This is a genomic window from Streptomyces sp. NBC_00637 (assembly GCF_045161545.1).
Taxonomy (GTDB): Bacteria; Actinomycetota; Actinomycetes; order Streptomycetales; family Streptomycetaceae; genus Streptomyces.
In genome coordinates this window covers 7,708,246-7,732,299 of sequence record NZ_CP109046.1, presented here as the reverse complement: position 1 = coordinate 7,732,299, position 24,054 = coordinate 7,708,246, and the positions used below count along the sequence as shown (strand labels likewise).

26 protein-coding genes and 1 pseudogene are annotated in these 24,054 nt (G+C 73.4%); 15 read left to right on the top strand and 12 right to left on the bottom strand.

What is annotated here, in order from left to right; genetic code table 11:
- Positions 1–6 precede the first annotated feature (6 nt).
- A complete protein-coding gene (locus OG440_RS34155; RefSeq protein WP_406010613.1) occupies positions 7–417 on the top strand; it encodes a PTS-dependent dihydroxyacetone kinase phosphotransferase subunit DhaM in 411 nt (136 codons plus the stop codon).
- A 92-nt stretch (positions 418–509) separates the two neighbouring features.
- Complete coding sequence (locus OG440_RS34150; RefSeq protein WP_406010612.1) at positions 510–752, top strand: SDR family oxidoreductase; 243 nt, start codon at positions 510–512, stop codon at positions 750–752.
- Between the two features lie 527 nt (positions 753–1,279).
- On the opposite strand, the pseudogene OG440_RS34145 reads toward OG440_RS34150, so the two are convergent.
- Positions 1,280–1,981: pseudogene (locus OG440_RS34145) on the bottom strand (glycoside hydrolase family 75 protein); the annotation flags it as partial.
- Between the two features lie 420 nt (positions 1,982–2,401).
- Here OG440_RS34145 and OG440_RS34140 point away from each other — a divergent pair.
- Together OG440_RS34140 and OG440_RS34135 are read left to right on the top strand one after the other, a co-directional pair.
- A complete protein-coding gene (locus OG440_RS34140; RefSeq protein WP_406010611.1) occupies positions 2,402–3,376 on the top strand; it encodes a fibronectin type III domain-containing protein in 975 nt (324 codons plus the stop codon).
- 200 nt (positions 3,377–3,576) lie between these two features.
- Complete coding sequence (locus tag OG440_RS34135; RefSeq protein WP_406010610.1) at positions 3,577–4,128, top strand: hypothetical protein; 552 nt, start codon at positions 3,577–3,579, stop codon at positions 4,126–4,128.
- On the opposite strand, the gene OG440_RS34130 is transcribed toward OG440_RS34135, so the two are convergent.
- The 4 genes from OG440_RS34130 to OG440_RS34115 form a co-directional block, all read right to left on the bottom strand.
- The gene (locus OG440_RS34130) at positions 4,125–4,682 is read right to left on the bottom strand and encodes a PadR family transcriptional regulator (RefSeq protein ID WP_406010609.1); all 558 of its coding nucleotides are present in this window, start codon (positions 4,680–4,682) and stop codon (positions 4,125–4,127) included. The two genes, OG440_RS34135 and OG440_RS34130, sit on opposite strands and share 4 nt — an antisense overlap.
- A gap of 31 nt (positions 4,683–4,713) precedes the next feature.
- Positions 4,714–6,729 carry an FAD-dependent oxidoreductase gene (locus OG440_RS34125; protein WP_406010608.1) on the bottom strand — a complete coding sequence of 672 codons (2,016 nt, stop codon included), beginning with the start codon at positions 6,727–6,729 and terminating at the stop codon, positions 4,714–4,716.
- Positions 6,730–6,845: 116 nt separating this feature from the next.
- Positions 6,846–7,214, bottom strand: coding sequence for a hypothetical protein (locus OG440_RS34120; RefSeq protein ID WP_406010607.1), 369 nt, complete (start codon positions 7,212–7,214; stop codon positions 6,846–6,848).
- Between the two features lie 133 nt (positions 7,215–7,347).
- Positions 7,348–8,250 carry a hypothetical protein gene (locus OG440_RS34115; RefSeq protein ID WP_406010606.1) on the bottom strand — a complete coding sequence of 301 codons (903 nt, stop codon included), beginning with the start codon at positions 8,248–8,250 and terminating at the stop codon, positions 7,348–7,350.
- A 240-nt stretch (positions 8,251–8,490) separates the two neighbouring features.
- On the opposite strand from OG440_RS34115, the gene OG440_RS34110 reads away from it, so the two are divergent.
- The gene (locus tag OG440_RS34110; protein ID WP_406010605.1) at positions 8,491–10,557 is read left to right on the top strand and encodes a SpoIIE family protein phosphatase; all 2,067 of its coding nucleotides are present in this window, start codon (positions 8,491–8,493) and stop codon (positions 10,555–10,557) included.
- A gap of 119 nt (positions 10,558–10,676) precedes the next feature.
- A complete protein-coding gene (locus tag OG440_RS34105; protein ID WP_406010604.1) occupies positions 10,677–11,366 on the top strand; it encodes a hypothetical protein in 690 nt (229 codons plus the stop codon).
- On the opposite strand, the gene OG440_RS34100 is transcribed toward OG440_RS34105, so the two are convergent.
- Positions 11,359–12,237: a putative protein N(5)-glutamine methyltransferase gene (locus OG440_RS34100; protein ID WP_406010603.1), complete on the bottom strand. Its 879-nt coding sequence runs from the start codon at positions 12,235–12,237 to the stop codon at positions 11,359–11,361. The two genes, OG440_RS34105 and OG440_RS34100, sit on opposite strands and share 8 nt — an antisense overlap.
- 256 nt (positions 12,238–12,493) lie before the next feature.
- On the opposite strand from OG440_RS34100, the gene OG440_RS34095 reads away from it, so the two are divergent.
- Positions 12,494–12,955, top strand: coding sequence for a MarR family winged helix-turn-helix transcriptional regulator (locus OG440_RS34095; RefSeq protein ID WP_406010602.1), 462 nt, complete (start codon positions 12,494–12,496; stop codon positions 12,953–12,955).
- Between the two features lie 4 nt (positions 12,956–12,959).
- On the opposite strand, the gene OG440_RS34090 is transcribed toward OG440_RS34095, so the two are convergent.
- On the bottom strand, positions 12,960–13,688 hold the full coding sequence (locus tag OG440_RS34090; RefSeq protein ID WP_406010601.1) for a GNAT family N-acetyltransferase: 729 nt from the start codon (positions 13,686–13,688) through the stop codon (positions 12,960–12,962).
- Positions 13,685–13,888: a hypothetical protein gene (locus tag OG440_RS34085; RefSeq protein WP_406010600.1), complete on the bottom strand. Its 204-nt coding sequence runs from the start codon at positions 13,886–13,888 to the stop codon at positions 13,685–13,687. The genes OG440_RS34090 and OG440_RS34085 overlap by 4 nt, the downstream gene beginning before the upstream one ends.
- A 207-nt stretch (positions 13,889–14,095) precedes the next feature.
- On the opposite strand from OG440_RS34085, the gene OG440_RS34080 reads away from it, so the two are divergent.
- From OG440_RS34080 to OG440_RS34050, 7 genes are all read left to right on the top strand, one after another.
- The gene (locus OG440_RS34080) at positions 14,096–14,701 is read left to right on the top strand and encodes a sulfite oxidase-like oxidoreductase (RefSeq protein ID WP_406010599.1); all 606 of its coding nucleotides are present in this window, start codon (positions 14,096–14,098) and stop codon (positions 14,699–14,701) included.
- Complete coding sequence (locus OG440_RS34075) at positions 14,694–15,449, top strand: ferredoxin reductase (RefSeq protein ID WP_406010598.1); 756 nt, start codon at positions 14,694–14,696, stop codon at positions 15,447–15,449. The genes OG440_RS34080 and OG440_RS34075 overlap by 8 nt, the downstream gene beginning before the upstream one ends.
- Positions 15,450–15,640: 191 nt before the next feature.
- Entirely contained in the window at positions 15,641–16,228 is a 588-nt protein-coding gene (locus OG440_RS34070; RefSeq protein ID WP_406010597.1) for a hypothetical protein, read from the top strand.
- Between the two features lie 87 nt (positions 16,229–16,315).
- Positions 16,316–17,284 (top strand): acetylxylan esterase, encoded by a 969-nt coding sequence (locus OG440_RS34065; protein WP_406010596.1) that lies wholly within the window; start codon positions 16,316–16,318, stop codon positions 17,282–17,284.
- Positions 17,285–17,294: 10 nt separating this feature from the next.
- Positions 17,295–17,702, top strand: a complete 408-nt coding sequence (locus OG440_RS34060) for a nuclear transport factor 2 family protein (protein WP_406010595.1) — start codon at positions 17,295–17,297, stop codon at positions 17,700–17,702.
- Between the two features lie 106 nt (positions 17,703–17,808).
- Positions 17,809–18,975 carry a serine hydrolase domain-containing protein gene (locus tag OG440_RS34055; RefSeq protein ID WP_406010594.1) on the top strand — a complete coding sequence of 389 codons (1,167 nt, stop codon included), beginning with the start codon at positions 17,809–17,811 and terminating at the stop codon, positions 18,973–18,975.
- 155 nt (positions 18,976–19,130) lie between these two features.
- Complete coding sequence (locus OG440_RS34050) at positions 19,131–19,889, top strand: GntR family transcriptional regulator (protein WP_406010593.1); 759 nt, start codon at positions 19,131–19,133, stop codon at positions 19,887–19,889.
- Positions 19,890–19,950: 61 nt separating this feature from the next.
- On the opposite strand, the gene OG440_RS34045 is transcribed toward OG440_RS34050, so the two are convergent.
- Together OG440_RS34045 and OG440_RS34040 are read right to left on the bottom strand one after the other, a co-directional pair.
- Positions 19,951–20,679, bottom strand: coding sequence for a class I SAM-dependent methyltransferase (locus OG440_RS34045; protein WP_406010592.1), 729 nt, complete (start codon positions 20,677–20,679; stop codon positions 19,951–19,953).
- 5 nt (positions 20,680–20,684) lie between these two features.
- Complete coding sequence (locus tag OG440_RS34040; RefSeq protein WP_406010591.1) at positions 20,685–21,248, bottom strand: PadR family transcriptional regulator; 564 nt, start codon at positions 21,246–21,248, stop codon at positions 20,685–20,687.
- A gap of 79 nt (positions 21,249–21,327) precedes the next feature.
- Between OG440_RS34040 and OG440_RS34035 the strand changes: the two genes are divergently transcribed.
- Positions 21,328–21,735 (top strand): nuclear transport factor 2 family protein, encoded by a 408-nt coding sequence (locus OG440_RS34035; RefSeq protein ID WP_406010590.1) that lies wholly within the window; start codon positions 21,328–21,330, stop codon positions 21,733–21,735.
- 149 nt (positions 21,736–21,884) lie between these two features.
- On the opposite strand, the gene OG440_RS34030 is transcribed toward OG440_RS34035, so the two are convergent.
- Positions 21,885–22,778, bottom strand: a complete 894-nt coding sequence (locus OG440_RS34030; protein WP_406010589.1) for a hypothetical protein — start codon at positions 22,776–22,778, stop codon at positions 21,885–21,887.
- 346 nt (positions 22,779–23,124) lie between these two features.
- Complete coding sequence (locus tag OG440_RS34025; protein WP_406010588.1) at positions 23,125–23,946, bottom strand: alpha/beta fold hydrolase; 822 nt, start codon at positions 23,944–23,946, stop codon at positions 23,125–23,127.
- Positions 23,947–24,054: the final 108 nt, after the last annotated feature.

The window sequence follows — 24,054 nt, the reverse complement described above, 5'->3', positions numbered from 1 at the left end:
GCAGCCATGAGCGACGGGAACCTGGTGGGCGTCGTGCTGGTGTCGCACAGCGCGGAGGTCGCCTCGGCGGTGGCCGAGCTGGCGCTGGGCCTGGTGGGCGGCGGTCCCGCCGTGCCGGTCGCCGCGGCGGGCGGCACGGAGGGCGGCGGGCTGGGCACGAGCGCCGAGCTGATCGCCGCCGCTGCCGCCTCGGTGGACCGGGGCGCCGGGGTCGCGGTCCTCGCCGATCTGGGCAGCGCCGTGCTCACGGTCAAAGCGCTGCTCGCGGAGGGCGACGAACTGCCCGACACGGCTCGTCTGGTGGACGCCCCGTTCGTCGAGGGCGCGGTGGCCGCGGTGGTGACGGCGGCGACCGGCGCCGACCTCGACGCGGTGGAGGCGGCGGCCGCGGAGGCGTACGGCTACCGGAAGGTGTGACGCGGCTCGACCGGCGTGTGCCCCCGGGGGCAGAGTACGGCGCGGGGCCAGCGTGCGCGGCGGGGTCAGGTCGGTCCTGGTCCCCGGCCGGGATGTACCGGGGCAAGGGGATCCGCGCGAACGCGATCGCGCCGGGCGGCACGAAGACCGCGATCGTCGTGGACGCCGAGCAGGGCGCTCACGGCCCGGCCGCGCTCGGCCCGCACTTCGTCGACGTGGGCCGCCCGGCCGAGCCGGAGGAGCGGGCCGCCGCGATCGTGTTCCTCGGCTCCGACGCGGCGAGCAACGTCAACGGCGTGATCCTCCCGGTCGACGGACGGATGGTCGGCGTCTGACGAAGATCCGCTGATCCACGGAACGTGCCGGACACGACGATCCGCGGCCCGGGCCGGGCCGGTCGGGACCGGCCGGTATCTCACGAGCGGTGTCGCACGACGCCGGACGGCCACTCGGGCGCCCGCCTCGACCGTGCGGACATGCGACGCCGTGCGACATGCGACGCCCGACAGCAGAGGCGGCCCGCACCGCCGGGCCGCCCCTTCGCTCACTCGCTGTCCTCGTCCTCCTCGTCCCCCTCGTCGGTTCCGGCGTCCGGGCCCTCCCCCGCCTCCGAGTCGCCGGCTTCGTCCTGCGGCGCCGCCAGGTCCCCCTTGCCCCCCGCTCCTCCCCTGCCCCGCTTCGCCGGCTCCTCGCGGGCGGTCCCGCGCCCCCGCTCGACGGTCGCGCCGGCCTCGTCCTGTGGCGGCTCGGCGAGCCCGCCCGGCGCCCATTCGTCCTCCGGTTCCTCCGGCGCCGGCGGCACGGTCGGGGCCACCGGCGCTACCGGCGCCGCGGGTTCCGTCGGCGTGCCGGGCTGCTCCTTCGTGCCGCGTACGAAGAGCCGCGCCAGCCGTTCACCGACCTCCGCCGCCGAGGCGTGGCTCTCGATGGGGGTCGCCCGGGAGTTCTTGAAGACGATGTAGGTCACGCCGGAGGGGGTGCCGCCGCCGCGCGGGTCGGGGCGGATGCCGAGCGCCTTGGCGGTGGCGTACGACGCCTCGCCGATGATCTGGCTCGGTCCGGTGTCGCCGACGACCGCGTACTGCACCCGGTCCCGGTAGACGACGGCCGCGACCGACCCCCCGCGCACCCCGTGGTCACGGTGGTCCCAGATGCCGCTCACGCCCGGCACCACGATGTAGGGCAGCGTCTCGGCGCTCAGATAGCGGCCGTCGGACTGCTGATAGGCCGTCGTGTCGGAGAACAGCGGGTCGGTGCGGCTGTTGCACTCGGGGCCCGGGCGGCCGTCGCAGTCGATGTCCATGTCGGCCGTCCAGAACACCGCCTCGTCGGTGCCGCAGACCGGGATCGTGGCCGGCGCGCCGTCGTCCGCCCGGTAGCGGCCACGCGAGACGGGGGTGCAGTCACGGATCCGGGACAGCAGGTCGGCCGCCCTGACCGAGCCTTCCTGCCGGGGTGCCGAGGCCCCGGGGGCACCCGCGGACGGGTTCGGGACGGCGGGTGAGGTGGTCGGGGCCAGCAGGGCAAGGCCGGCCGCGGCCAGCGTCAGCGACTGGACGCGCACGATACGGACCCTCTCGTGGGGGCGGGGACGGACACTCGGAACAATCTGGTGTCGGTCCCGCCCAGGGGCCACCCCGAGGGGGCCGTACGGAGCACGAGGAAGCATCCTCGAGGGGCGTGGGCTCACGGGCTCGGGAGGCCGGGCGGCGCGTCGGAGGGCCGGGGGCCCGGACGCCGTTGCGGCTCCGGGCCCCCGGGCCTCTTCGCCGGCGCGGGATCAGCGACGACAGCGGTCCGCGCCGCCACCGGCTTGAACTCGTGATCGCTCGGCGTGAGTTCAACCGTGAGGAACGTCAGCATACGTAACCTCCGCGGACGGTCACCGGCCGCGGCCCCGTGTATCCGCCCTCTTGATGTGCGCGCGCGACCGCGCCATATTGGTCCGGACCATTGCCGCCGTGCCGGGCCGGGAGGCGACGCCGTGCGACGCGTTGTGCTGTGGGTGGTGCTGTGTGGCCTGGTGACGGCCCTGTGCTGCGGGTGCGCGGGCGGCGAAGGCCGGGACGAGGGACGGGCGCCGGGCGCACCGACCGGGGTCACCGCGCGGGCCGGGAGCGCCACGAGCGTGCACGTCATGTGGAACGCGGTCGACGCGGATCCCGCGGTCAGCGCCTATGAGGTGTACCGCGGTTCCGAGAAGGTCCAGGAGGTGCCCGGCTCCGGGCACATGCTGGACGTCGTCCGCCTCTCGCCGTCGACCGCGTACGTCTTCACCGTGCGGGCCCGCGACGGTGACGGGCGGCTCGGTCCGCGCAGCCGGGAGGCGCGGGCCACGACACCGGCGGCCACCGCGGCGGACCGCTCGCCCCCGACCCCGCCGGGCGCGGTGACCGGCCGGGCCCTCGGGAGCCGGGCCGTCCAGCTGTCCTGGACGGCGTCCACCGACGACCGGAAGGTGGTGTCCTACGAGGTCCACCAGGGCGGCGTGCGGATCCACAGCGTCGGCGGGGGCCAGACGGCGACGGTCGTCACGGGACTGCGTCCCGGGACGCGCTACTCGTTCACCGTCCGGGCCCGGGACGCGGCCGACAACGTCTCGGCCGCCGGAGCGCCCGTGCGGCTGACCACCGCGTCGGGTGGCGACGAGGGCGCGGACACGGCGCCGGCCGGCTTCCGGGCGAGCTTCCACCTGGCCGACGGGTCGTACTACCTCGACCTGTCGTGGGCGCCGCCCCGGGTGGACGGGGTGGTCACGGAGTACCAGATCCAGCTCGACGGCCGGCCGGCCACCTCGCTGGTGTGGGGCGGAACCCCGCCCCGGGGACGCGCGGCGTACAGCTTCTACCTGGGACGCGAGGAAGGGGCCGGACACCGGGTGCGGCTGCGGGCCCGGCTGCCGGACGGCACCTGGGGCGCGTTCTCGGCGGAGCGGACGGTGACGACGGGCGCACGGTGACGATCGGGGCACGGTGACCACGAGTGCGCGGCCGCCGCCGCGCATGGGCCGTCCGAAGGAATCCGTCACCTGGCCGGTGGCCGTCCGCATGCGGGGCGCGGCCGGGGCGCGTTGGCTGCCCGTGAGGCAGCACGGGCGTACCCGACCTTCGGCGGCGCAAGGGATGTACCGCCAACCGTGCCGCCGCCGGAGGACATCCGATGCGCATTTCCCGTTTCCTCGTCCGCTCAGGCCTGACCGTGGCAGCCGCCGCCGCGCTGCCGCTCGCCCTCACCGCCCAGCCGGCCACGGCCCGGGCCTCGGGCATCTCCGTGAGCACGACCGGCTCCACGGTGTCGGTCGTGACCAGCGCCTGCACCCAGATCAACGGCAGCTGGGGCACGGCGGCGCTGCTCGGCAGTGCCCAGGCGAGTTTCGCCCAGGGGCGCCAGGTCGCGCTGTCCGGGACGGCGGCCGGCCAGTCCGCGGCTTGGTCCGGCGTCTCACCGGGCACGTACACCGTGGTCGTCATGTGCTCCAACGGCAGCACCGCGGGCACCCAGTCGGTGATCGTCTCGACGCCGGTCACCCCTCGGGTCACGACGACGCCCGCGGTGACGGCCTCGCCCTCGCGAGGGGTCATGGGGGGTCTCGGTGGCGCGGCCCGCGACTACGGTCCCGTCGCCATGGGGGTGGGCGGAGCGCTGGTGGGGTCGGGCGTCATCGCGGCGGCCTGGTTCCTGCGCCGCCGCTCGAAGCCGTACCGGCTCTAACCGGTCGCGTCCGACCCGTCCGGCACCACGGGCAGCTCCCGGACGGCCTCGGCGAGCCACTGCGTCCAGAAGGTCTCCAGCTCGATGCCGGCGCGCAGGACCAGGTGCTGGAGCCTGGCCTGCGCGCTGTCGTCGCCGGGCGGGAAGTCTCGCCTCTCGATCTCCTCGTACTCGGCCAACTGCCGCCGGTGCAGGTCGAGATGGCGGCGCAGGTCGGCCTCCAGGCCCGCGGTGCCGACGACCGCCGCGGCGCGCAGCCGCAGCAGCATGGCGTCGCGGTGCGGCTTCGGGTCCTGGGCGGCCGCCGTCCACCGGGCGAGTTCGGCGCGTCCCGCGGGCAGCACCTCGTAGGCCTTCTTCTGCCCGCGGGCCGGCGCCTGGTCCGGCAGGGCCCGGATATGTCCCTCCGACTCCAGTTTCCCCAGCTCGCGATAGATCTGCTGGTGCGTGGCCGACCAGAAGTAACCGATCGACCGGTCGAACCGGCGGGTCAGATCCAGCCCCGACGAGGGCCGCTCGAGCAGGGCGGTGAGGATCGCGTGCGGGAGTGACATGCGGTCATCCTAGGGAGGCGTGGGTACGGTCCTACAGCGCCGCCGCCAGTTCCGTGCCCTGCTGGATGGCGCGCTTGGCGTCCAGTTCGGCGGCGACGTCGGCACCCCCGATGAGGTGGGCCTTGACGCCGTCGGCGAGGAGCGCCTCGTACAGGTCCCGGCGCGGGTCCTGGCCCGTGCACAGCACGATGGTGTCGACCTCCAGGAGCGTGCTCTGCTCGCCGATCGTGAGGTGCAGTCCGGCGTCGTCGATCCGGTCGTAGCGCACCCCGGGAACCATCGTGACGCCCCGGTGCTTGAGCTCGGTGCGGTGGATCCAGCCGGTGGTCTTGCCGAGGCCCGCGCCGACCTTGCCGGTCTTGCGCTGGAGGAGGTGGACCGTGCGGGGCGGGGCGGGGCGCTCGGGGGCGGCGAGACCGCCCGGGTTGCGGTAGTCCATGTCGACGCCCCACTGGCGGAAGTAGGTGGCCGGGTCCTCGTGCGCCTTGTCGCCGCCGTCGGTGAGGAATTCGGCGACGTCGAAGCCGATGCCGCCCGCGCCGAGGATCGCGACGCGCTCGCCGACGGGCGCGCCGTCGCGCAGGACGTCGAGATAGCCGACGACGCTCGGGTGGTCGACGCCGGGGATGTCGGGGGTGCGGGGGCTGACGCCGGTGGCGACGACGACCTCGTCGTAGCCGGCCAGGTCCCCGGCGGCGACGGATGTGTCGAGCCGTACGTCCACGCCGTGCGCGTCGAGCTGGTGGCGGAAGTAACGCAGCGTCTCGTCGAACTCCTGCTTGCCGGGGACCTTGCGGGCCACGTTGAGCTGGCCGCCGATCTCGCTCGCGGCGTCGAACAGGGTGACGTCATGGCCGCGTTCGGCGGCGCTGACCGCGCAGGCCAGGCCCGCCGGTCCGGCGCCCACCACCGCGACCCGCCTGCGCAGCCGGGTCGGGGCGAGGATCAGCTCGGTCTCGTGGCAGGCGCGCGGGTTGACCAGGCAGGAGGTGATCTTTCCGCTGAAGGTGTGGTCGAGGCAGGCCTGGTTGCAGCCGATGCAGGTGTTGATGGCCTCGGGGCGGCCGGCCGCGGCCTTGGCGACGAACTCGGGGTCGGCGAGCATCGGGCGGGCCATCGACACCATGTCCGCGCAGCCGTCGGCGAGGAGTTCCTCGGCGACCTCGGGGGTGTTGATGCGGTTGGTGGTGACGAGCGGTACGGAGACCGCGCCCATGAGCTTCTTCGTCACCCAGGTGTAGGCGCCGCGCGGTACGGAGGTGGCGATGGTGGGGATGCGGGCCTCGTGCCAGCCGATGCCGGTGTTGATGATGGTGGCGCCGGCCGCCTCGACGGCCTGCGCGAGGGTGACGACCTCGTCGAGGGTGGAGCCGCCGGGCACCAGGTCGAGCATGGACAGCCGGTAGATGACGATGAAGTCCTCGCCGACGGCCTCGCGCACGCGCCGCACGATCTCCAGCGGGAAGCGTGTGCGGTTCTCGTACGAGCCGCCCCAGCGGTCGGTGCGGTGGTTGGTCGGGGCGGCGATGAACTCGTTGACGAGGTAGCCCTCGGAGCCCATGATCTCGACGCCGTCGTAACCGGCCCGCCGGGCGAGGCGGGCGGCGCGGACGTAGTCCTCGATCGTGCGCTCGACGTCGGCGTCGGTCAGCTCGCGGGGCGGGAAGGGGCTGATCGGCGCCTGGAGCGGACTGGGGGCGACCAGGTCCCGGTGGTAGGCGTACCGGCCGAAGTGCAGGATCTGCATGGCGATGCGGCCGCCCTCGCGGTGCACGGCGTCGGTGATCGTCCGGTGCTGGTCGGCCTCCGCCTCCGTGGTGAGCTTCGCGCCGCCCTCGTAGGGCCGGCCCTCGTCGTTGGGGGCGATGCCGCCCGTGACGATGAGGCCCACTCCCCCGCGTGCCCGGGCGGCGTAGAACTCGGCCATGCGTTCGAAGCCGCGCTCGGCCTCTTCGAGGCCTACGTGCATCGAGCCCATCAGGACGCGGTTGGGCAGGGTGGTGAAGCCCAGGTCGAGCGGGCTCAGCAGGTGCGGGTAACGGCTCATGACAGCCCTCCGTGCGCGGTGTCTTCCCTCCAGTTCTAGAGGACCGCGCACGGGTTATGCAACTAGTTGCACAATGGGACGGGCGTCATGTGCCGCAGGTCACCGCCGGCGACGTCTCACCGGCTCTCCAGCAGGACGTGCAGCTCCCGTTCCTGGTCCCCGGAGGCCGAGGACAGGTCGCGCACCGTGAAGACGGAGTCCAGCGTCGCGCGGAGCCGCTCGATCGCCCAGTAGCTGCCCTGCGCGTCGGCCTCCACGGAGGACGACAGCCGGGCCGGGCGGGCACAGTCGTGCGCCTCGGTCACCTCGAAGGTGCCGAGCCACACCATCGGACGGCTCTCGTGCAGCTGCTGCGGCACCTCGTCGCTGTCCCGGTCCGACGCGAAGCACTCGCCCAGCGTGTCGAGCACGATCCGGGCGTCCTCCTTGCTGCATCCGCTGATCTCGACGGAGACGGACTCCTCGTGCGGTCGTTCGCGATCCATCGTGATCGCTCCTCTCGTGGGATGTGGCGCGGAGGTGCGGGTTCCCCGCGAACCGCGCCACATCCCCAGAAAAGCATCACTTTCCGAGTGGGACCAGCGACAGGAGGGACGCCGGATGCCCGGTCGGGCCCGGTCAGCTCCGGGTGAAGCGGTAGGTCTTGCTGTCGGTCAGCACACAGAACCCGGGCGAGACGACGATCACCCGCAGGGTGCCGGACCGGCGGTCGTAGTCGATGCCCTCCGCCTCGAAGGTGCCCGAGCAGGAGCTGCGCAGCGGCAGCTGCCGCAGGGCGGTGACATGGCCGGTGACGTCGGAGGTGCCGTTCGGCGCGGCGGACAGGTCGATCCGGAGGAGCGGCTTGGTGATGCCGAAGAGCGTGCCCGCCGGGTCGTCCGAGGCGCAGAGGAGCGTGGTCGGTCCGGTGAAGTCGCAGCCCTGGACGTCGCGCACGGCGTGGTCGAGGCGGACGGTCGAGGCCTGCGGCAGGTTCGCGGACGGCGAGGTGGCGGAGTTGGCACCCGGCGTCGGGAAGACGAGAAAGCGCGTCATGGTGCCCCACTCGCCGGACAGCATCCACTGGCTGTCCGGGGTGATCGCGACCCAGGAGTTGTTCAGGGCCTCGCCGGAGCCGAGCGCGTGGACGTACTCCGACCAGGCGCCGCCCGGCGCCTGCACGCGGTACATCTTCGCGTTGTTCGAGTCGCTCTGGTACGGCTCGACGTAATAGCCCTCGTAAGAGGCGTCCGGGTCGCCGACGTGGTTCCAGCCCCGGGTGGAGACGGAGAAGGGGATGGTGCCGATGCCGGTGTAGCGGTTGGCGCTGCCCGCCGGGACCTCGACCGACGTCAGCCCCTGGCTCTCGGTCAGCGGGTCGGCGCGGTCGGAGCCGACCTCGGTCCAGGTGTCGGCGGCCGCGGCGGGCGGGGCCCCGGAGAGGACGGTGACCGTTGCCACGGCCAGCGCCAGGAAGCCGGCGCGGACCGTGCGGGCGGGGCCGGCCGTGGTACGACGGCGGCGGGCAGGACGCAGGGGCATGGGACTCCTCGTCGAGGGGGGTGGGCGCGCTCGGCGGACAGTCTGGCCCGGCGTCGTGGTCATGTACAGACCAATTCCATGGACAGGTGCGGACCTTGAGGAGAACGGCGCGCGACGCCGTACTGGAGGAGCATGAAGAAGGGTGCCCGAGGCGTGGGAGAAAAGGGTTGAGCACGGTAGAACAGGGGAGTCGGCACGGGGGACGGCGTGCCGCATCGATACGCGGAGGCGGTGCGTGGCATGAACGGAGCCGGATCGTCCGCGGCTGACGGCGGTGGGCCGACCGGGCCCAGCGGCCTGCTGGACGTGCTCAACGTGGCCTCTGTGGTGCTCGACACCCAGGGGCGCATCGCCCTGTGGAGCCCCCAGGCGGAGGAGCTGTTCGGGTACTCGGCCAACGAGGCGCTGGGCCGGTACGCCGCCCATGTGATGGTCCACGAACGGCACGTCGACCTGGTCGTGCAGTTGTTCGCCGACGTCATGGCCACCGGTGAGAGCTGGGCGGGCGCGTTCCCGATCCTGCGCAAGGACGGCACCACCCGGTTGGTGGAGTTCCGCAACATGCGGCTCATGGACGACCGGGGCGACGTCTACGCCCTGGGGCTCGCCACCGACCGGACGACGGTGCGCCGGCTGGAGCGGGACCTGGCGCTGTCGACGCGGATGGTCGCGCAGTCCCCCAACGGCCTCGCCGTCCTGGACACCGACCTGCGGTACGTCTCGGTCAACCCGGCGCTGGAGCGGATCAACGGCGTTCCGGCCGCGGACCACCTCGGCCGGACCGTCCACGAGGTGCTGCCCCTGGTGGACGCGGAGGCCCTGGAGGCGGCGGCACGCCAGGTGCTGCGGACCGGCGAGCCGCTCGTCGACCGCTCGACGGTCGGCCGCACCCCCGCCGACCCGGACGAGGACCACGTCTGGTCCCTCTCCCTGTACCGCCTGGAGGACGCCCGGGGCACCGTGCTGGGCGTGGCCGTCTCGGTCGCCGACGTCACCGACCGGCACCGGGCGGCCGTCGAGGCCGAGGCGGCCCGCCGCCGGCTGGCCCTGATCGCCGACGCCTCCACCCGGATCGGCACCACCCTCGACCTGGAGCGCACCGCGTTCGAACTCGCCGACGTGGCCGTGCCGGAACTGGCGGACGTGGCCGCGGTGGACCTGCTCGACGCGGTGATGGCGGGCCGCCGCACCAGCCTCGGGCCCGCCGAATCGGCCGTGATCCGCGCCCTCGCGGTGCGCGCCGCCGACGAACCCGACGCGCTGCGGGCGGCCGACCAGCCCGGCCAGGTGGCCCGCTACGCGCCCGACCGGCTCGTCACCGAGTGCGTACGCTCCGGCCGGCCGGTCATGGTGGCCCAGGTCAAGGACGAGGACCTCGGACGCATCGCCCACTCCCCGGAGGCGGCAGCCCTGCTGGCGCGGGCCGGCGTGCACTCCTATCTGGCCGTACCGCTCATCGCCCGGGGCGAGGTGCTGGGCGCCCTCGACCTCAAGCGGACCCGCAATCCGCTGCCGTTCGGCCATGACGACCTGCTGCTCGCGCGCGAGCTGGCGGCCCGCGCGGCCGTCCAGATCGACAACGCCCGCTGGTACCAGAGCGCCCGCACGACCGCGCTCACCCTCCAGCGCAGCCTGCTGCCGAGCCATCCGCCCGTCATCGGCGGCCTGGAGGTCGCCTCCCGCTACCAGCCCGCCGGCGCCACCACCGAGGTCGGCGGCGACTGGTTCGACGTCATCCCGCTCCCGGACGGCAAGACGGCGCTCGTCGTCGGGGACGTGATGGGCAGCGGTATCGACGCCGCCGCCACGATGGGGCGGCTGCGCACCGCGACGACCACCCTGGCCTCCCTCGACCTCGACCCGGCGGTCCTCCTGGACCACCTGGACCGGATCACCCAGGGCCTGGACCACTCCATCGCCACCTGCGTGTACGCCGTCCACGACCCCCGGCTGGGGAGATGCCGGATCGCCAACGCCGGCCATCTGCCGCCGGCGCACATCCGCCCGGGCCGTCCGCCGGAGCTGCTCGACCTGCCCACCGGTGCGCCGCTGGGCGTGGGCGGGGTGCCGTTCTCCACGACCGACGTCGACTTCACCCCCGGCGATCAGCTCGTGCTGTACACGGACGGCCTGGTCGAGACCCGCACCCACTCGCTCGACGAGCGTCTGGAGGCCCTGCTGGCGCTGCTCGACGATCCCGCACGGCCGCTGGAGGAGCTCTGCGAACTGCTGCTGAGCGCGTTGCACCACCCCGACAACCACGACGACGTGGCGCTGCTCGTGGCGCGTGCGCGGGCCGGGGAGTGAGCGGCGCCGGCCGCCCGATTCACAGGCTTTTGTTATCGCTTCCTTACCGGGCACCTCGGACAATCACAGAGAGGCGTGGCAGTGGTGCCGCCGTCGTGGCCGAGGGAGAGTGAGCCGTGATGCAGGAGCCGGACAGGCCCCAGGGGCCGGAAGAGGTCGAGCTGCTCTCGGGCCCGGTCGACGCGGAACGGGACCGCGCGGACCTGCGCACGCTCTGGCGGCGCCGGTCGGCCCGCGGGCGGGCGGTGCTCGCGGCCACCACCGTGGCCGTCCTGACGCTCGGCGGCACCGTCGCGTACGCGGCGACCTCGGGGGACTCCGGCGGCGGCTCGCCGTCCGCGTCGCCGTCCGCGTCCTCCTCCGAGGGGCCCGGCGGACGGCACGGCCACGGCGGCCCGTGGTCCGGCCTCCGCGGGGACGCCGCGCACGGTGAGGCGACCGTGAAGGACCCCGACACCGGCGACTGGATCGTCCGCGTCTGGCAGCGCGGCACCGTGCAGAAGGTGGCCGGGGACCAGGTCACCGTCAAGAGTGAGGACGGCGCCTCGTGGACGTGGACGGTGGGCGCGGACGCCACCGTCTCCGCCGACAACGCCTCCGGCTCCGGGGCCGGCGCGCTGAAGAAGGGCGACACCGTCCGCGTCGTCGGTTCCCGCTCGGGTGACGAGAACACCGCCGAACGTGTCCTGTCCGGCACCTTCGACGAACGCGGCCCGGGCGACCGGCGCGGCGACTCCCCGGGGCACGGCCCGTGGAACCACGGGGACGACCGCTCCCCCGGTCCCACGGGCAGCGGAGCCGCTACCTGACCCTGGCGCCGACGACGACGTGGGCGTACAGCTCCTCCTCCTCCGCCAGACGCACCGTCAGACCGCCACGGGTGAACGCCTCGACGGCGGCCGGTGCTTGACGCTCGCTGGTCTCGACGAGGAGGCAGCCGCCGGGGGCGAGCCAGTACGGCGCCTCGGCGGCGACCCGGCGCAGCACGTCCAGCCCGTCACCGCCACCGTCGAGAGCGGTGAGCGGCTCGTGGTCCCGGGCCTCCGCCGGCAGCAGCGGCACCTCGCCGCTGGGGACGTAGGGCACGTTCGCCGCCAGGATGTCTATGCGGCCGCGCAGTCGGCCGGGAAGCGCCGCGAACAGGTCGCCGACGTAGGTGTGTCCGCCGAAGTCGGCGAGGTTGCGCCGGGCGCAGTTCACCGCCGTCGCGTCGATGTCCGCGGCGTGCAGCTCGACCGGTCCGAGGGAGGCGGCCAGCGCGGCGCCGACCGCGCCCGAGCCGCAGCACAGGTCGACGACGACCGAGGCGTGCGGCACCGCGGCGAGGGCCTGGTCGACGAGGAACTCGGTGCGGCGGCGGGGCACGAAGACGCCCGGTTCGACGGCGATGCGCAGACCGTGGAACTCGGCCCAGCCGACGACGTGTTCGAGGGGCAGGCCTGCCGTGCGGCGAGCCGTCATGGCCTCCGCCTCGTGCGGCGTGCGGGCCGCGGTGAGGATCAACTCCGCCTCGTCCTCGGCGAACACGCATCCGGCACCCCGCAGAGCGGCGACCAGGGCGTCACGGAACGCGGAGGGGGCGGAGGACGAGAAGGGGCGAACGACAGGCGAAGAAGAACCCGGAGAGGGGCAGGCAGAGGAAGAGGGCGAGGGTGAAGAGGCGGGAGGACGAGGGGGCATGGAGCCTAAGAGCCTTTCGGAAGCCGAAGGGCGCTCTCACGGTCGCCTACCGGCGGCGATCCACGCTGCCACGGGAGGAGAGCACCCGACCTGACGCTGCGGTAATGGGTCTCACCTCCGGGGTCTCGCCACGACTGGGAACCTCCGCAGCCGGACGGCCACCCTACCCCAAGGCCCGCATGCCGTTCCCGGCCCACGGGCCCCGCACCCAGCCGCCGAAGTTGTACTATGCAACCAGGCTAGGGAGGGAGGCCCGGTGGAAGCGGCCGAGGCGGTGGAGACGATCCAGCGGGAGATGACGAGCTTCGCCCGGCGGGCCCGGGCCTCGGCGGGCCGGCTGCACCCCGAGCTGTCGCTGGTGTCGTACACGCTCCTCGGCCACCTGGAGGAGAGCGGCGGCTGCCGGGCCACCGACCTCGCCGCGCACTACGCGCTGGACAAGTCCACCGTCAGCCGGCAGGTCGGCGCCCTGGAGCACGCCGATCTGATCGAGCGGCGCCAGGATCCCCGGGACCACCGCGTCCAGGTCCTCCACCTCACCGACGCGGGTCGCCGCATCCTCGCCCAGGTCACCGAGAGCCGTCGCACGGCCTTCCGGGAACGGCTGGCGCGGTGGCCGGAGGAGGACCTGGAGCGGTTCGCGGAGTACCTGGTGCGCTACAACGCGTGGCGCGCGCCCGCCGCCCCGAGCGACCTGCCTCCCGAGCCGTCCCCGTGACCCGCTACGCCACCGGGACCGGCTCCCGCCCCTCCCCCAGCCGTTGCGGTACCCGGGCCGCCAGGAACGCCGTTCTGCGGCGCAGCCGGAAGCCCAGGGACTCGTAGAGGCGGATGGCGTTCGTGTTGGCGGCGCTGGTGTGCAGGAAGGGCGTCTCGCCGCGTTCGCGGATGCCGTGGGCGACGGCCAGGATCAGCCGGGTCGCCAGTCCCTCGCCCCGGAAGGCGGGGTCGGTGCAGACGGCGCTGATCTCCGTCCAGCCCGGCGGACGCAGGCGCTCGCCCGCCAGGGCGATCAGGGCGCCGTCCCGTCGTATGCCCAGGTAGGTGCCGAGTTCGATGGTCCGGGCCTCGAACGGCCCCGGCTGGGTCCGGGCGATCAGGTCGAGGATCTCGGGGACGTCGGCGGGGCCGAGCCGGACCGCCTCGGGTTCGGGTGCGGCGGCCAGCCCGTCGTCGACGAACTGCACGCCCTCCATCTGGAAGGTGAGCTCCCAGCCGGGCGGCAGCTCACCGCGGAAACCCGGCAGCGGGACCTCCGCGCCGGGGCCCGCGAGCGCGGCGAGATCCGCCCAGTCGCCCGCGTCCGGCTCGTCGGGGAGTGCCAGCCAGGGCGAGACGTCGACGGGGTAGCGCAGCACCCGGCCCCGGCGCTCGGCGAAGTGGGCGTGCGGGCCGGTGAGGGAGGCCCGGGCGGGGTTGTCGAGGACGTGCGGGGTTTCGGAGGTGCTCACGCGTCCGCTCCGATCTTCCGGGCGGCCTTGCCCCGGGGGCGGCCGCTCCCGACCGCGCACAGCGCCTCGCCCATCAGGTCCGCACCCGCGCCGCGCATCGCGGCGCGCACCTCGCCGGGCCCGGGCCGGGGGTGGTCCGGGTCGACGGGGGCCTCGGTCTCCGGGCCGCCGTACCGGGTGAAGACGTACGCCTTCGGCATTGCTCCCACTCTCCTTCGCTGGCACCGGACCGCTGGACCGCTGGATCCGGAACGACACGTGCAAGGGCCGGGGCCCGGTGGCTATTCCCCGCGCGCGGGACTGTTCATACGCGCTTAATGATCGGCGGGCGGACCGGGTGCGGACCATGGCTGACATGCACGTACGGTTGATGGCGTGAACAACCGCCGTCCTCCCGCTGGAACCGCATGAACGTCACCCGAGGCTTCACCGGCCGCCCCCGTGTCCACCTTCCGGGACTGCCTCCAGGGCAGTACGACGCCGGCGACGACTGGCCCGTGCTGTCCGCCGAGGTCACACCCGACCTCGCGCCCGCGGACTGGACCTTCCGCGTCGACGGACTGGTGGCGGAGCCCCGCACCTGGGACTGGGACGAGGCGCACGCGCTGCCGGAGTCCGCGTACGAGGGCGACATCCACTGTGTGACGAGCTGGTCCAAGTTCGGGGTCCGGTTCGGTGGCGTGTCCCTGGACGCGTTCCTCGCGGCCGTCCGGCCCGACGCGTCCGCCACCCACGCCGTCGCGTACGCGCACACCGGCTACACCACCAACCTGCCGCTGTCCGACCTGACCGGCGGACGGGCGTGGATCGCCTGGGAGTACGACGGCAAGCCCCTCACGGCGGAGCACGGCGGTCCGGCGCGGCTGCTGGTGCCGCACCTGTACTTCTGGAAGAGCGCCAAGTGGATCGCGGGCCTGCGCCTCCTCGACCACGACGAGCCGGGGTTCTGGGAGCAGAACGGCTATCACGCGCGGGGCAACCCGTGGGAGGAGCAGCGGTACTCCGGTGACTGAGACCTTCACTCCCCCGACCCGGTTCGCGGTTCCCGGCCGGATCGCCGTGAGCGGTCAGGCCGCCGCGCTGTGGCAGACGGCGACGCTCACCGAGATCCGCCGCGAGACCCCGCGGGCGGCCACCTTCCGGTTCGCGGTGCCGGCCTGGGCGGGGCATCTGCCCGGCCAGCACCTGATGCTGCGGCTCACCGCCGACGACGGCTACACCGCCCAACGGCACTACTCGATCGCCTCCGCGCCCGACGACGGCGGGCACGTCGAGCTGACCCTGGACCACGTGGACGGCGGCGAGGTCTCGGGCTGGTTCCACACCCGGGCGCGGCCGGGTGACGAGGTCCAGGTGCGGGGTCCGCTCAGCGGTTTCTTCGCCTGGCCGGGCGACCGGCCCGCGCTGCTGATCGGCGCCGGTTCCGGGGTCGTCCCGCTGATGTCGATGGTCCGTCACCACCGCGCGCGCGGCCTCGACGTGCCGCTGCGGCTGCTGGTGTCCGCGCGCGGCCCCGAAGAGCTGATCTACGCGCGGGAGTACGGCGCCGAGACGACGCCCGTGTTCACGCGGAGCGCGCCGCGGGGCACGCCCGTGGGGCGGCTCGCGGCTCATCACCTCGCCCCGCTGCTCGCCGAGGCGCCCGCGGGCGGCTGGGAGGCGTACGTGTGCGGGTCCAACGCGTTCGCCGAGCACGCCTCACGGCTGCTGGTCCGGGCGGGGCAGCCGGTCGACCGCATCCGGATCGAGCGCTTCGGCTGACCCGCCCGACGGCCCGCCGACCGACCTGCCCCACCGGCCGCCCGGCCCGTCCCGCCGGCCCGGTCCCGCCTCGTCCGTCCCGGCCCAGCGGCTGCCAAGGGGCCGACGTGAACGATGCGTGAAACGATGTACTCCGAACGGGGTATGCCGCTCATGTGGGCACTCGTACGTATGACGGCGAGGAGGTCGACATGCGAAGCCGGGTGCGGGGCTGGCGCCGGCGGGACAATCCGCTGCGACGCCGGTCGGATGTGCTGGAGGCGTGGACGGCACTGCTCGTCGCCGTCCTGCTGCTGGTCGCCGTACCGCTGGCCGGGGCGTTCGCCGGCCGGTGGGGGCATGCCGACGCCCAGGCGGTCGCGGACCGGCTGCGGGCCGAACGCCATCGCGAGCGCGTCGAGGTCGTCGGCCACGTGCCCGAGACCATGCCCTCGGTGGAGGGCGTCAGACAGCAGACGTTCCCGGTGACCGTGCGGTGGACCCCGCCGGGTGAACACGCGCGGACGGCGACCGCCCGGGTCCCGGCGGGCACGCGCGCGGGTGACGTGCTGGACGTCTGGTTCGACACCCGGGGACGCAGCGTGGCCCCGCCGCCGAACGACACGATGGTGTGGCAGCACGCCTTCACGATGGGGGTGTGCGGCGCCGGGGGCACCGCCGCCGTGGTGCTCCTCGGGCACGTCGCGGTCCGCCGGGTGGCGATGCGGCACCGGCTGGGCGAGTGGGAGCGGGAGTGGGCCCGCACGGAGCCCCAGTGGACCCGCCGCAGGCCCGCCTGAAGCTCCTGGACAGGGTCTGGCGAGGCGTCCCGGTGCCCACGTACGGTGTGATCATTCGTATGGGCACTTAACAAAAGGCGGTCCTTCATGCCCCTGTTCGACCTGGCCGACGACGAGCTCCGCGCCTACCGCAGCGCGTCCGTCGAGCCCGAGGACTTCGACGCGTTCTGGTCCAAGACCCTCCAGGAGGCCCGCGAGCACGAGCTGGACGCCCGCTTCGAGCCGGTCGACACGGGCCTGACGACGGTGCTGGTGTACGACGTGACCTTCGCCGGGTTCGGCGGCCACCCCGTCAAGGGCTGGCTGACGCTGCCCTCAGGGGCCACCGAACCGCTGCCGCTGGTCGTGGAGTTCGTCGGCTACGGCGGTGGCCGCGGGCTGCCGCACGAGCACCTGCTGTGGGCGTCGTCGGGCCGCGCGCACTTCATCATGGACACCCGCGGCCAGGGCAGCGCCTGGGGCGGTGGCGGCGGTACCGCGGACCCGGTGGGCGGCGCGCCCGCGTATCCCGGTTTCATGACGCGAGGCATCGACGCCCCGGATAACTACTACTACCGCCGGGTGTTCACGGACGCGGTGCGCGCGGTCGAGGCGGCCCGCTCCCACCCGCTGACCGACGCCGCGCGGACCGTGGCGATCGGCGGCAGCCAGGGCGGCGGCATCACGATCGCCGTGGGCGGTCTGGTGCCGGATCTGGCGGGCATCGCCCCGGACGTGCCGTTCCTGTGCGACTTCCCGCGCGCGGCTATCCTGACGGACCGTCACCCCTACCGCGAGATAGGCCTGTTCCTCAAGACGCACCGCGGCCGCGCCCAGGACGTCCTGGGCACCCTGGCGTACTTCGACGGCGTGCACTTCGCGTCCCGGGGCTCGGCCCCCGCGCTGTTCTCGGCAGCCCTGGAGGACCAGACCTGCCCGCCTTCGACCGTGTTCGCCGCCTTCAACGCGTGGGCGCACGAGGACAAGGCGATCGAGGTGTACGACTTCAACGACCATGAGGGCGGCGGCCCTTACCAGGAGGCGGCCAAGCTGCGCTGGCTGCGGTCCTACGTCTGAGGGCCGGCCCGTGGACACGCGTGCCGCCGCCGAGCGGTTCGTCGCGGTGTGGGAGCGGGCCTGGGCGTCGCACGACGTGCCGGCGCTGCTGGAGCTGTACGCGGAGACCTGTGTCCACCGGTCGATGCCGTTCCGCGCGCCACACCGCGGGCGGGCCGAGCTGGAGGCCTATCTGCGCTGGTCGTTCGCGGCGGAGCGGGTGACCGACGTGCGGTTCTCGCCTCCGGTGGTGGGCGCGGACGGGGTCGCGGCGGCCGAGTTCCGGGTGCTGTCCGAGGAGGACGGGGCGGCGACCACGCTGGCCGGCTGTGTCTTCGTCCGGTTCGACGACGCCGGGCTGGCGGTCGAGTCACGGGACTACTGGCACACGGCCGAGGGACACCGGGAACCGACGGGGACGACGACGTTCCTCCTGTGACCGAGGACCGCCCCTCGGACTTCCGTCCGGTCCGACCAGTCGGTACGTTCGGGGTGCCCGGGCCGCATCGGCGCGGTCCGGCGCCCCGGCGGACCACGGAGGGCCCATGTCCGAGCGCGTTCCACAGATCCAGGGATACTGCGACCCGCGGTTCGGGGCGGTGCGCGCGGCCTTCGAGGAGAACTTCCGCGGCCGGGACGAACTGGGCGCCGCGGTGAGCGTCACGGTAGACGGCCGGACGGTGGCCGACCTGTGGGGCGGCTGGGCCGATGCCGCGCGCACACGCCTGTGGGAGCGGGACACGCTGGTCAACGTGTGGTCCACGTCGAAGGGACCGACGGCGCTGTGCGCGCACCTCCTCGCCGACCGGGGACTGCTCGACCTCGACGCTCCGGTGGCCAAGTACTGGCCGGAGTTCGGCGCGGCCGGCAAGGAGCGCGTCCTGGTCCGGCATCTGCTGTCCCACCGGGCGGGCCTGGCCGGGCTGCGCGAGCCGCACTCGCTCGACCAGCTCTACGACTGGGAGCTCACCACCGCGCGTCTCGCGGCCATGGAGCCCTGGTGGGAGCCGGGCACCCGGTCCGGCTATCACGCGTTCACCTACGGCTTCCTGGTCGGAGAGCTGGTGCGGCGGGTGTCGGGGCTGCTCCCGGGGGCCTTTCTGGAGCGGGAGGTGACCGGCCCGCTGGGCGTCGACTTCACTATCGGACTGCCGGAGAAGGAGGCCGGACGGGCCGCCGAACTGGTGCGTCCGCCGGCCGCCTCCTCCGACGAACAGGCCGCGATCCTGAGCCGGTTGGCGCCGGCGGCCCTCGCCGCCCTGACCAATCCGGTGGTGGGCGCGGCCGAGGCCGGCTCGCCGCGGTGGCGAGCCGCGGAGATCCCGGCGGCGAACGGCCACGGCACCGCGCGGGCGGTGGCCGCGCTCTACGGGATCTTCGCGGGCCGGGGCGCGTTCGGCGGCCGGCGCGTCCTCTCCGCCGAGGCGGCCGAGCGGGTGCGCGAGGGTCAGGGGGCATGCCTCGACCTGGTGCTCGGGCCGGGGCTCGCGCACGAGACGGAGATCGGGCTCGGGCTGTGGCTCAGCGGCCCGAGCGGATCGTACGGACCCAACCCGCGCGCTTTCGGACACGACGGCTTCGGCGGCTCGTGCGGGCTCGCCGACCCGGAGGCGGGGGTGTCGCTGGGGTACGTGATGAACCGTATGGGGCCGCACATCGCCGACGACCCGCGGAAGACGGCGTTGGTGGACGCCCTGTACAGCGCGCTCTGAGCACAGCCGCCGCGCGGCCGCGGGGAGGGGGTGGGGCGGTCCGGTTTCGGCCGATCGGGCCGCCCGCTCTTCCCTGCTGGTTTAGACCAATGCTAGATCTGGTGGCGCACCGAGTCCGTACGACCACGGCACGTCACCTACAGGAGGCGCGCGGCATGGCCCGCAGCACCACCCCCAGCACCCCTCACGTCCACCCGCGGCCCGACGACGGGCCGCTGTACCGGCGGATCGCCACGGAACTGCTCGGCGAGCTGCGCGACGGCACCATCGCGCCCGGCGAACGGCTGCCGGCCGAGCGGCGGTTGGCCGCTCACTTCGGCGTCAGCCGGCAGACCGTACGACAGGCCCTGGAGGTCCTGCGCGGCGACGGGCTGGTCGAGACCGACCGGCGGGGCAGCCACGCCGCCCTGCCGGGCGGGCCGCTCGGCACCGCGTCGTTCCTCGCCTTTCCCGTCGGGGCGCGGCCCGCGGACGATCCGTCGGCGGTGGCCCATGCCGCCGTCAGCTGGGAGACACCCCCGCCCGACCACGCCGAGGCGCTCGGACTCGCCCCGCACCACCCGACGCTGGTGCACCGCTACGAGTCCGCGCGCGCCGACGGACGCGGTCTGCGTACGGCCGTCACGTCCTTCTCTCCGGTGGCCCTGGCCGAGGTGGAGGAACTGGCCCGCTACCGCGACCGCGCCGACTCGAACGCCTCCCCCGAGCTCCGGCGGGCCTACGACTGGATGCGCCGGGCGGGCCTGACCCTGCACCACCGGGACTGCATCACCCACCTCGACGACGACCCGTCGATGCGGGTCACCCGGCGCGTGCACGACCAGTACGCGCGCCCCCTGGAGATCACCGACCTGGTGGTGGACACCCGACGGGATGCGCTCGTCTACGCCTTCACCCTGCCCGCGGCCGGGTGATCCGGTTCCGACCGGCCCGGCGGACCGTCGGCCCGGCGGACCGTCGGCTCGGCAGACCTGCTCAGCGGTCCGTCCGGCGCGCCTCGACCATGCGCACCCGTGGACTTCCGTCGTCCCTCGTCCCGAACCCGGGCAGGGCGCGGAGGTCCACGCGGAACCCCGCGCGCTCCAGTTCGCGCCGCACCTCACCGAGCCGGAAGGCGCGGTAGTACATCACGAACGGCGGCCGCCACAGGGCGTTGCGCACCCGCATCACGGCGTCGAAGCCGAGGAGCATCCAGAACGCCGGCGAGGACCGCCTCGGCGGGGCCAGGACAGGGAAGGCGAAGCATCCGCCCGGTCGCAGCGCGGTCCGCACCTCGGCGAACAGGCCCGGCAGCTCGCGGGGCAGGAAGTGCCCGAACGCGCCGAAGCTGACGACCAGGTCGAACGCGCCGGTGAACGGCAGGGCGCGGGCGTCCGCGCGCACCCAGGACACCCGGGGGCCCTCCGGACGGACCCGCCGGCGCGCCTGGGCGAGCATGCCGGCGCTGAAGTCGACGCCCGTCACGCTCTCCCGGCACACCGTCCCCAGCACCTCGACCCCTGCCCCCGTGCCGCAGCACAGGTCGAGGCCGTCCGCGTAGGGGCCGGACTCCTTCAGCGCCGCGGCGACCGCGTCCAGGACCGCGTCCGGGGTACGGAAGGGCGTGTGGTCGAACTTCGGCGCGAGGAGGTCGTAGCCGTGCTCGACCGACGACAGCGCCTGGACGGCGAGTTCGCGCAGGGTGGGGCCTTCGGGACTGAACATCCGCGTCAGCCTACGGCCGTCCGCCGCTTCAGGAGCAGCAGGGCGCGTTCGCACCAGGCCAGGTTCGTCTCCTCGAAACCGATGCCGGCCATCAGCGTCAGATAGGGGCCGATGCGGTCGGCCTCGGTGAGGTAGACGTCTTCGGTGCGCCCGTCAAGAAGGCGGTCGCGCACCCGCCGGTACCGGCCGAGCTTGGCGCGGGCCCAGGTCATCCGTTCCTCGATCAGTCCGCGGGTCACCTCGGGGTCCACGCCGTCCATCGCCTGGATCCTGATGAGGAGTTCGTCGCGGATGGCGGTGGGGCGCCGCGGCGGGGTGGCGGCGAAGGTGTCCAGGTCCGCGCGGCCGGCCTCGGTGAGGGTGAACATCCTCTTGTTGGGCCGGCGTTCCTGCTGCACCACCCGTGCCTCGATCAGGCCGTCCTGCGCGAGGCGCTCCAGTTCGCGGTAGAGCTGCTGCGGGGTCGCGGGCCAGAAGTTCGCGAGGGAGACGTCGAAGACCTTCGACAGTTCGTAGCCCGAGGCCTCGCCTTCCAGGAGGGCGGCCAGGACGGCGTACTTGAGGGACATATGGACACGGTAGCAGGACGTGATTATTCTCTTCGGCACCTACTCAACAAATTTACTATTTACGCTGCGAGGGGATCCGATGCGCGCGTTCCGTGAGGCGGTCGAGGCCGGCGATCTCGAGGCCGTCGAGGCGCTGCTGGCCGAGGACGTGGTGTTCACCAGTCCGGTCGTGTTCAAGCCGTACCCGGGCAAGGCGATCACCGCGTCGATCCTGCGGGGGGTGACGCGCGTCTTCGAGGACTTCCGCTACGAGCGGGAGCTCGACGGAGCCGACGGCCGTGACCACGCGCTGGTGTTCAGGGCCAGGGTGGGCGAGCGGGAACTGACCGGCTGCGACTTCATCCACCTGAACGAGGAGGGGCTCATCGACGAACTCACCGTCATGGTCCGCCCGTTGTCGGGCGCCCAGGCTCTCGCGGCGGCGATGGGCGCGCAGTTCGACCAGATCCTGAAGGAGGCGGAGACCCGCGCGGCCGCCGCCTCCTGAGGTCAGGCCACGGTGAGGGTACGGGCTCCTTCCGCCACACAGGCGTTGCCGGGCCCGGCGACCGGCGCGCCGGAGGCCGGCCGCCGAGGCGTTGCCGCCTGCCCGCGCGCCGGCCGCCGCGCCGTGCGTCCCCCTGCCCTGGCCGGGCCTCAGCCCTTGAGGTCCTCCAGGGTCGTCCTCGTGTCGGTCTTCAGGTAGCCCGTGACCTCTTCGAGCGTCGGCGGGTCCTTGTCCTCGTCGTACGAGGAGTAGTAGGCGCTGTAACTCATCGTGTACGTCACCCAGCCCTCCCGCACGGCGAGCGTCGCGTACAGCGAGCCGCTCGTCGAGCCGGACGTGGTGTCGTCGCTGACGAGATAGGCCTCGTCACCGATTCCGGTGATGGTCTCCACGTCATAGCCCGAGTGGCTGTCGGGGTAGTTCTTCCAGGCGGCGGTGAACTCCGGCCCGGGGTCGGTCTTCTTGTGCAGGTCGATCTGGACGTAGAGGTAGGCGTCCGCGTAGCTCGAGCCGGTCTTCTTCAGGCTGAGGCTGCACAGGCTCTCGTCGAGGGCGTCGTCCTTGAGGTTGTTGTGCGTCGGGGAGCTGTCGTTGTCCGGGTACTCCTCCTTGAAGGACGAGTAGTCGGTGGAGTTGCACAGATTCGACGGCGCCGCGTAGCCCCGCAGGTCCGGGTCGGTTTCGGCTCCGAGGAGGAAGACGCCGGCGGCCCAGGCGGCGGACGCCAGCACCGCGCCGACGACGGCCCACAGGACGGCCTTGCGCGCGCCACCGCCCCCGCTTCCGGGCGGCGGGCCGACCACGGGGTACGGACTCTGCTGGAGGTAGGGGTTGACCGGATGGGGCTGAGCGGGCTGCCCGACCAGGGTCGGCTGGGCGTACACGCTCTGCTGGCCGGCTTGGGTGGCGGGCGCCGCCGGTGGGAAACCCATCGGCCCGCCGGGAGCGGGCGACTGCGGATGCGGATAGGGGTACGCGCTCGGCTGGGCCGGCGCCTCGGACGGCTGCTCCGGCTGCTGCGGAGGCTGAGGCGGCGTGGACATGACGTGAAGATAGTGCAGTAATAGCGGTCAAGTCCCCTGCGGTCACGGATCGTTACCCTCTGGGGACATCTGTGGGAGAACCCGGAAGAGGCCGGGACATTCGCCCGGCCTCTCCCGTGCGCGCTGCCGGGGCGGCGCTCCTCGGCTCGCGGAGCCGCCGCACGCGTTGCCCGTCCGGGATGGGACTTCCCTCGGGGTCACCGACCCGGGCCATGCGCACGCCCAAGTGCGGTGGCGGCAGCGCAGGGAGAGCCTTTCGCCGGGACAAGAAATGCGTCGGCCCGTGGGCATCAGGGGTTCGTAGGGCTGGAATTGGCTGGTATGACGGCAACGCGGACGGCGGACCTCACAGCAGGTCGAGCAGCACCTCCGCGAAGCCCTTCGGGTGGGTGATGTTGCCGTTGTGCCCGCCGGGGAAGTGGGCCAGGCCGGCACCGAGCCCGGCGGCCAGCTCCTGCGCGCAGCGGTAGTCGAAGACGGTCCTGGGGGTGGTGCGGCCGGCCGCCGGGAGGATGCGTACGGGTCCGGCCGCGAGGGCGTCGAGTTCGGCCGGGGACAGGTCGGCGTCGCGCATGGTGAGCGCGTCGTGGCGGATGAAGAAGTCGAAGTTCGCCTGGCGGGAGGCGTCGAGCGGGGCGAGTCGCGCACCCGGTTCGGTCTCCTGCCGGGCCGGGTCGATGCCGAGCAGTCGGCCGATCATCCGCACACCCGCGATCCAGCCGTCCCGTTCGAAGGTCGCCCGCATCTCGTCCAGTTCGACCTGGGTGCGCTCCCGTTCGGCCTCGGGCAGCAAACCGGGGATGGCGGGCTCGTGCGCGACGAGCGTGCTCAGGCTTCGCGGATGCCGCGCCGCGAGCCGGAGGCCGATCACCGCCCCCATGCTGCACCCCAGCATCAGGGCGGGCCGGTCGGTGAGGGTGGCGAACAACCGGTGGACGTCGTCCACGTGCTGGTCCAGGGTCGCACCTGATCCAGGCTCGTCGAGCACGCTCCGGGACAGACCACGGCGGTCGTACGTCAGGACGGTGCACGAGCCGACGAGGTGGTCGACCATCGCGTCACTGCGGTTGGCGTCTCCCTCACCGCTCTGCGCGACGAGCAACAGGGGTCCGCTGCCGCGCAGTTCGTAGTGGAGGGTGGCGCCGGGGACGGTCAGGGCGGCCCGCATGGGAACTCCTCGGTCGGTCGCACGAGTTGACACCGCCCAAGCTAATCCATCAATTCTGATACATCAAGAAAGATGCATTGATCCAGATACATCAGGACGGATGTAACC

What these genes read in the sequence shown, in the direction of transcription:
- OG440_RS34155 (WP_406010613.1), top strand. Translation starts at nt 7, where the DNA reads ATGAGCGACGGGAACCTGGTGGGCGTCGTGCTGGTGTCGCACAGCGCG.
- OG440_RS34150 (WP_406010612.1), top strand. Translation starts at nt 510, where the DNA reads ATGTACCGGGGCAAGGGGATCCGCGCGAACGCGATCGCGCCGGGCGGC.
- OG440_RS34135 (WP_406010610.1), top strand. Translation starts at nt 3,577, where the DNA reads ATGCGCATTTCCCGTTTCCTCGTCCGCTCAGGCCTGACCGTGGCAGCC.
- OG440_RS34130 (WP_406010609.1), bottom strand. Translation starts at nt 4,682, where the DNA reads ATGTCACTCCCGCACGCGATCCTCACCGCCCTGCTCGAGCGGCCCTCG.
- OG440_RS34125 (WP_406010608.1), bottom strand. Translation starts at nt 6,729, where the DNA reads ATGAGCCGTTACCCGCACCTGCTGAGCCCGCTCGACCTGGGCTTCACC.
- OG440_RS34120 (WP_406010607.1), bottom strand. Translation starts at nt 7,214, where the DNA reads ATGGATCGCGAACGACCGCACGAGGAGTCCGTCTCCGTCGAGATCAGC.
- OG440_RS34115 (WP_406010606.1), bottom strand. Translation starts at nt 8,250, where the DNA reads ATGCCCCTGCGTCCTGCCCGCCGCCGTCGTACCACGGCCGGCCCCGCC.
- OG440_RS34110 (WP_406010605.1), top strand. Translation starts at nt 8,491, where the DNA reads ATGAACGGAGCCGGATCGTCCGCGGCTGACGGCGGTGGGCCGACCGGG.
- OG440_RS34105 (WP_406010604.1), top strand. Translation starts at nt 10,677, where the DNA reads ATGCAGGAGCCGGACAGGCCCCAGGGGCCGGAAGAGGTCGAGCTGCTC.
- OG440_RS34100 (WP_406010603.1), bottom strand. Translation starts at nt 12,237, where the DNA reads ATGCCCCCTCGTCCTCCCGCCTCTTCACCCTCGCCCTCTTCCTCTGCC.
- OG440_RS34085 (WP_406010600.1), bottom strand. Translation starts at nt 13,888, where the DNA reads ATGCCGAAGGCGTACGTCTTCACCCGGTACGGCGGCCCGGAGACCGAG.
- OG440_RS34080 (WP_406010599.1), top strand. Translation starts at nt 14,096, where the DNA reads ATGAACGTCACCCGAGGCTTCACCGGCCGCCCCCGTGTCCACCTTCCG.
- OG440_RS34070 (WP_406010597.1), top strand. Translation starts at nt 15,641, where the DNA reads ATGCGAAGCCGGGTGCGGGGCTGGCGCCGGCGGGACAATCCGCTGCGA.
- OG440_RS34065 (WP_406010596.1), top strand. Translation starts at nt 16,316, where the DNA reads ATGCCCCTGTTCGACCTGGCCGACGACGAGCTCCGCGCCTACCGCAGC.
- OG440_RS34055 (WP_406010594.1), top strand. Translation starts at nt 17,809, where the DNA reads ATGTCCGAGCGCGTTCCACAGATCCAGGGATACTGCGACCCGCGGTTC.
- OG440_RS34050 (WP_406010593.1), top strand. Translation starts at nt 19,131, where the DNA reads ATGGCCCGCAGCACCACCCCCAGCACCCCTCACGTCCACCCGCGGCCC.
- OG440_RS34045 (WP_406010592.1), bottom strand. Translation starts at nt 20,679, where the DNA reads ATGTTCAGTCCCGAAGGCCCCACCCTGCGCGAACTCGCCGTCCAGGCG.
- OG440_RS34040 (WP_406010591.1), bottom strand. Translation starts at nt 21,248, where the DNA reads ATGTCCCTCAAGTACGCCGTCCTGGCCGCCCTCCTGGAAGGCGAGGCC.
- OG440_RS34035 (WP_406010590.1), top strand. Translation starts at nt 21,328, where the DNA reads ATGCGCGCGTTCCGTGAGGCGGTCGAGGCCGGCGATCTCGAGGCCGTC.
- OG440_RS34030 (WP_406010589.1), bottom strand. Translation starts at nt 22,778, where the DNA reads ATGTCCACGCCGCCTCAGCCTCCGCAGCAGCCGGAGCAGCCGTCCGAG.
- OG440_RS34025 (WP_406010588.1), bottom strand. Translation starts at nt 23,946, where the DNA reads ATGCGGGCCGCCCTGACCGTCCCCGGCGCCACCCTCCACTACGAACTG.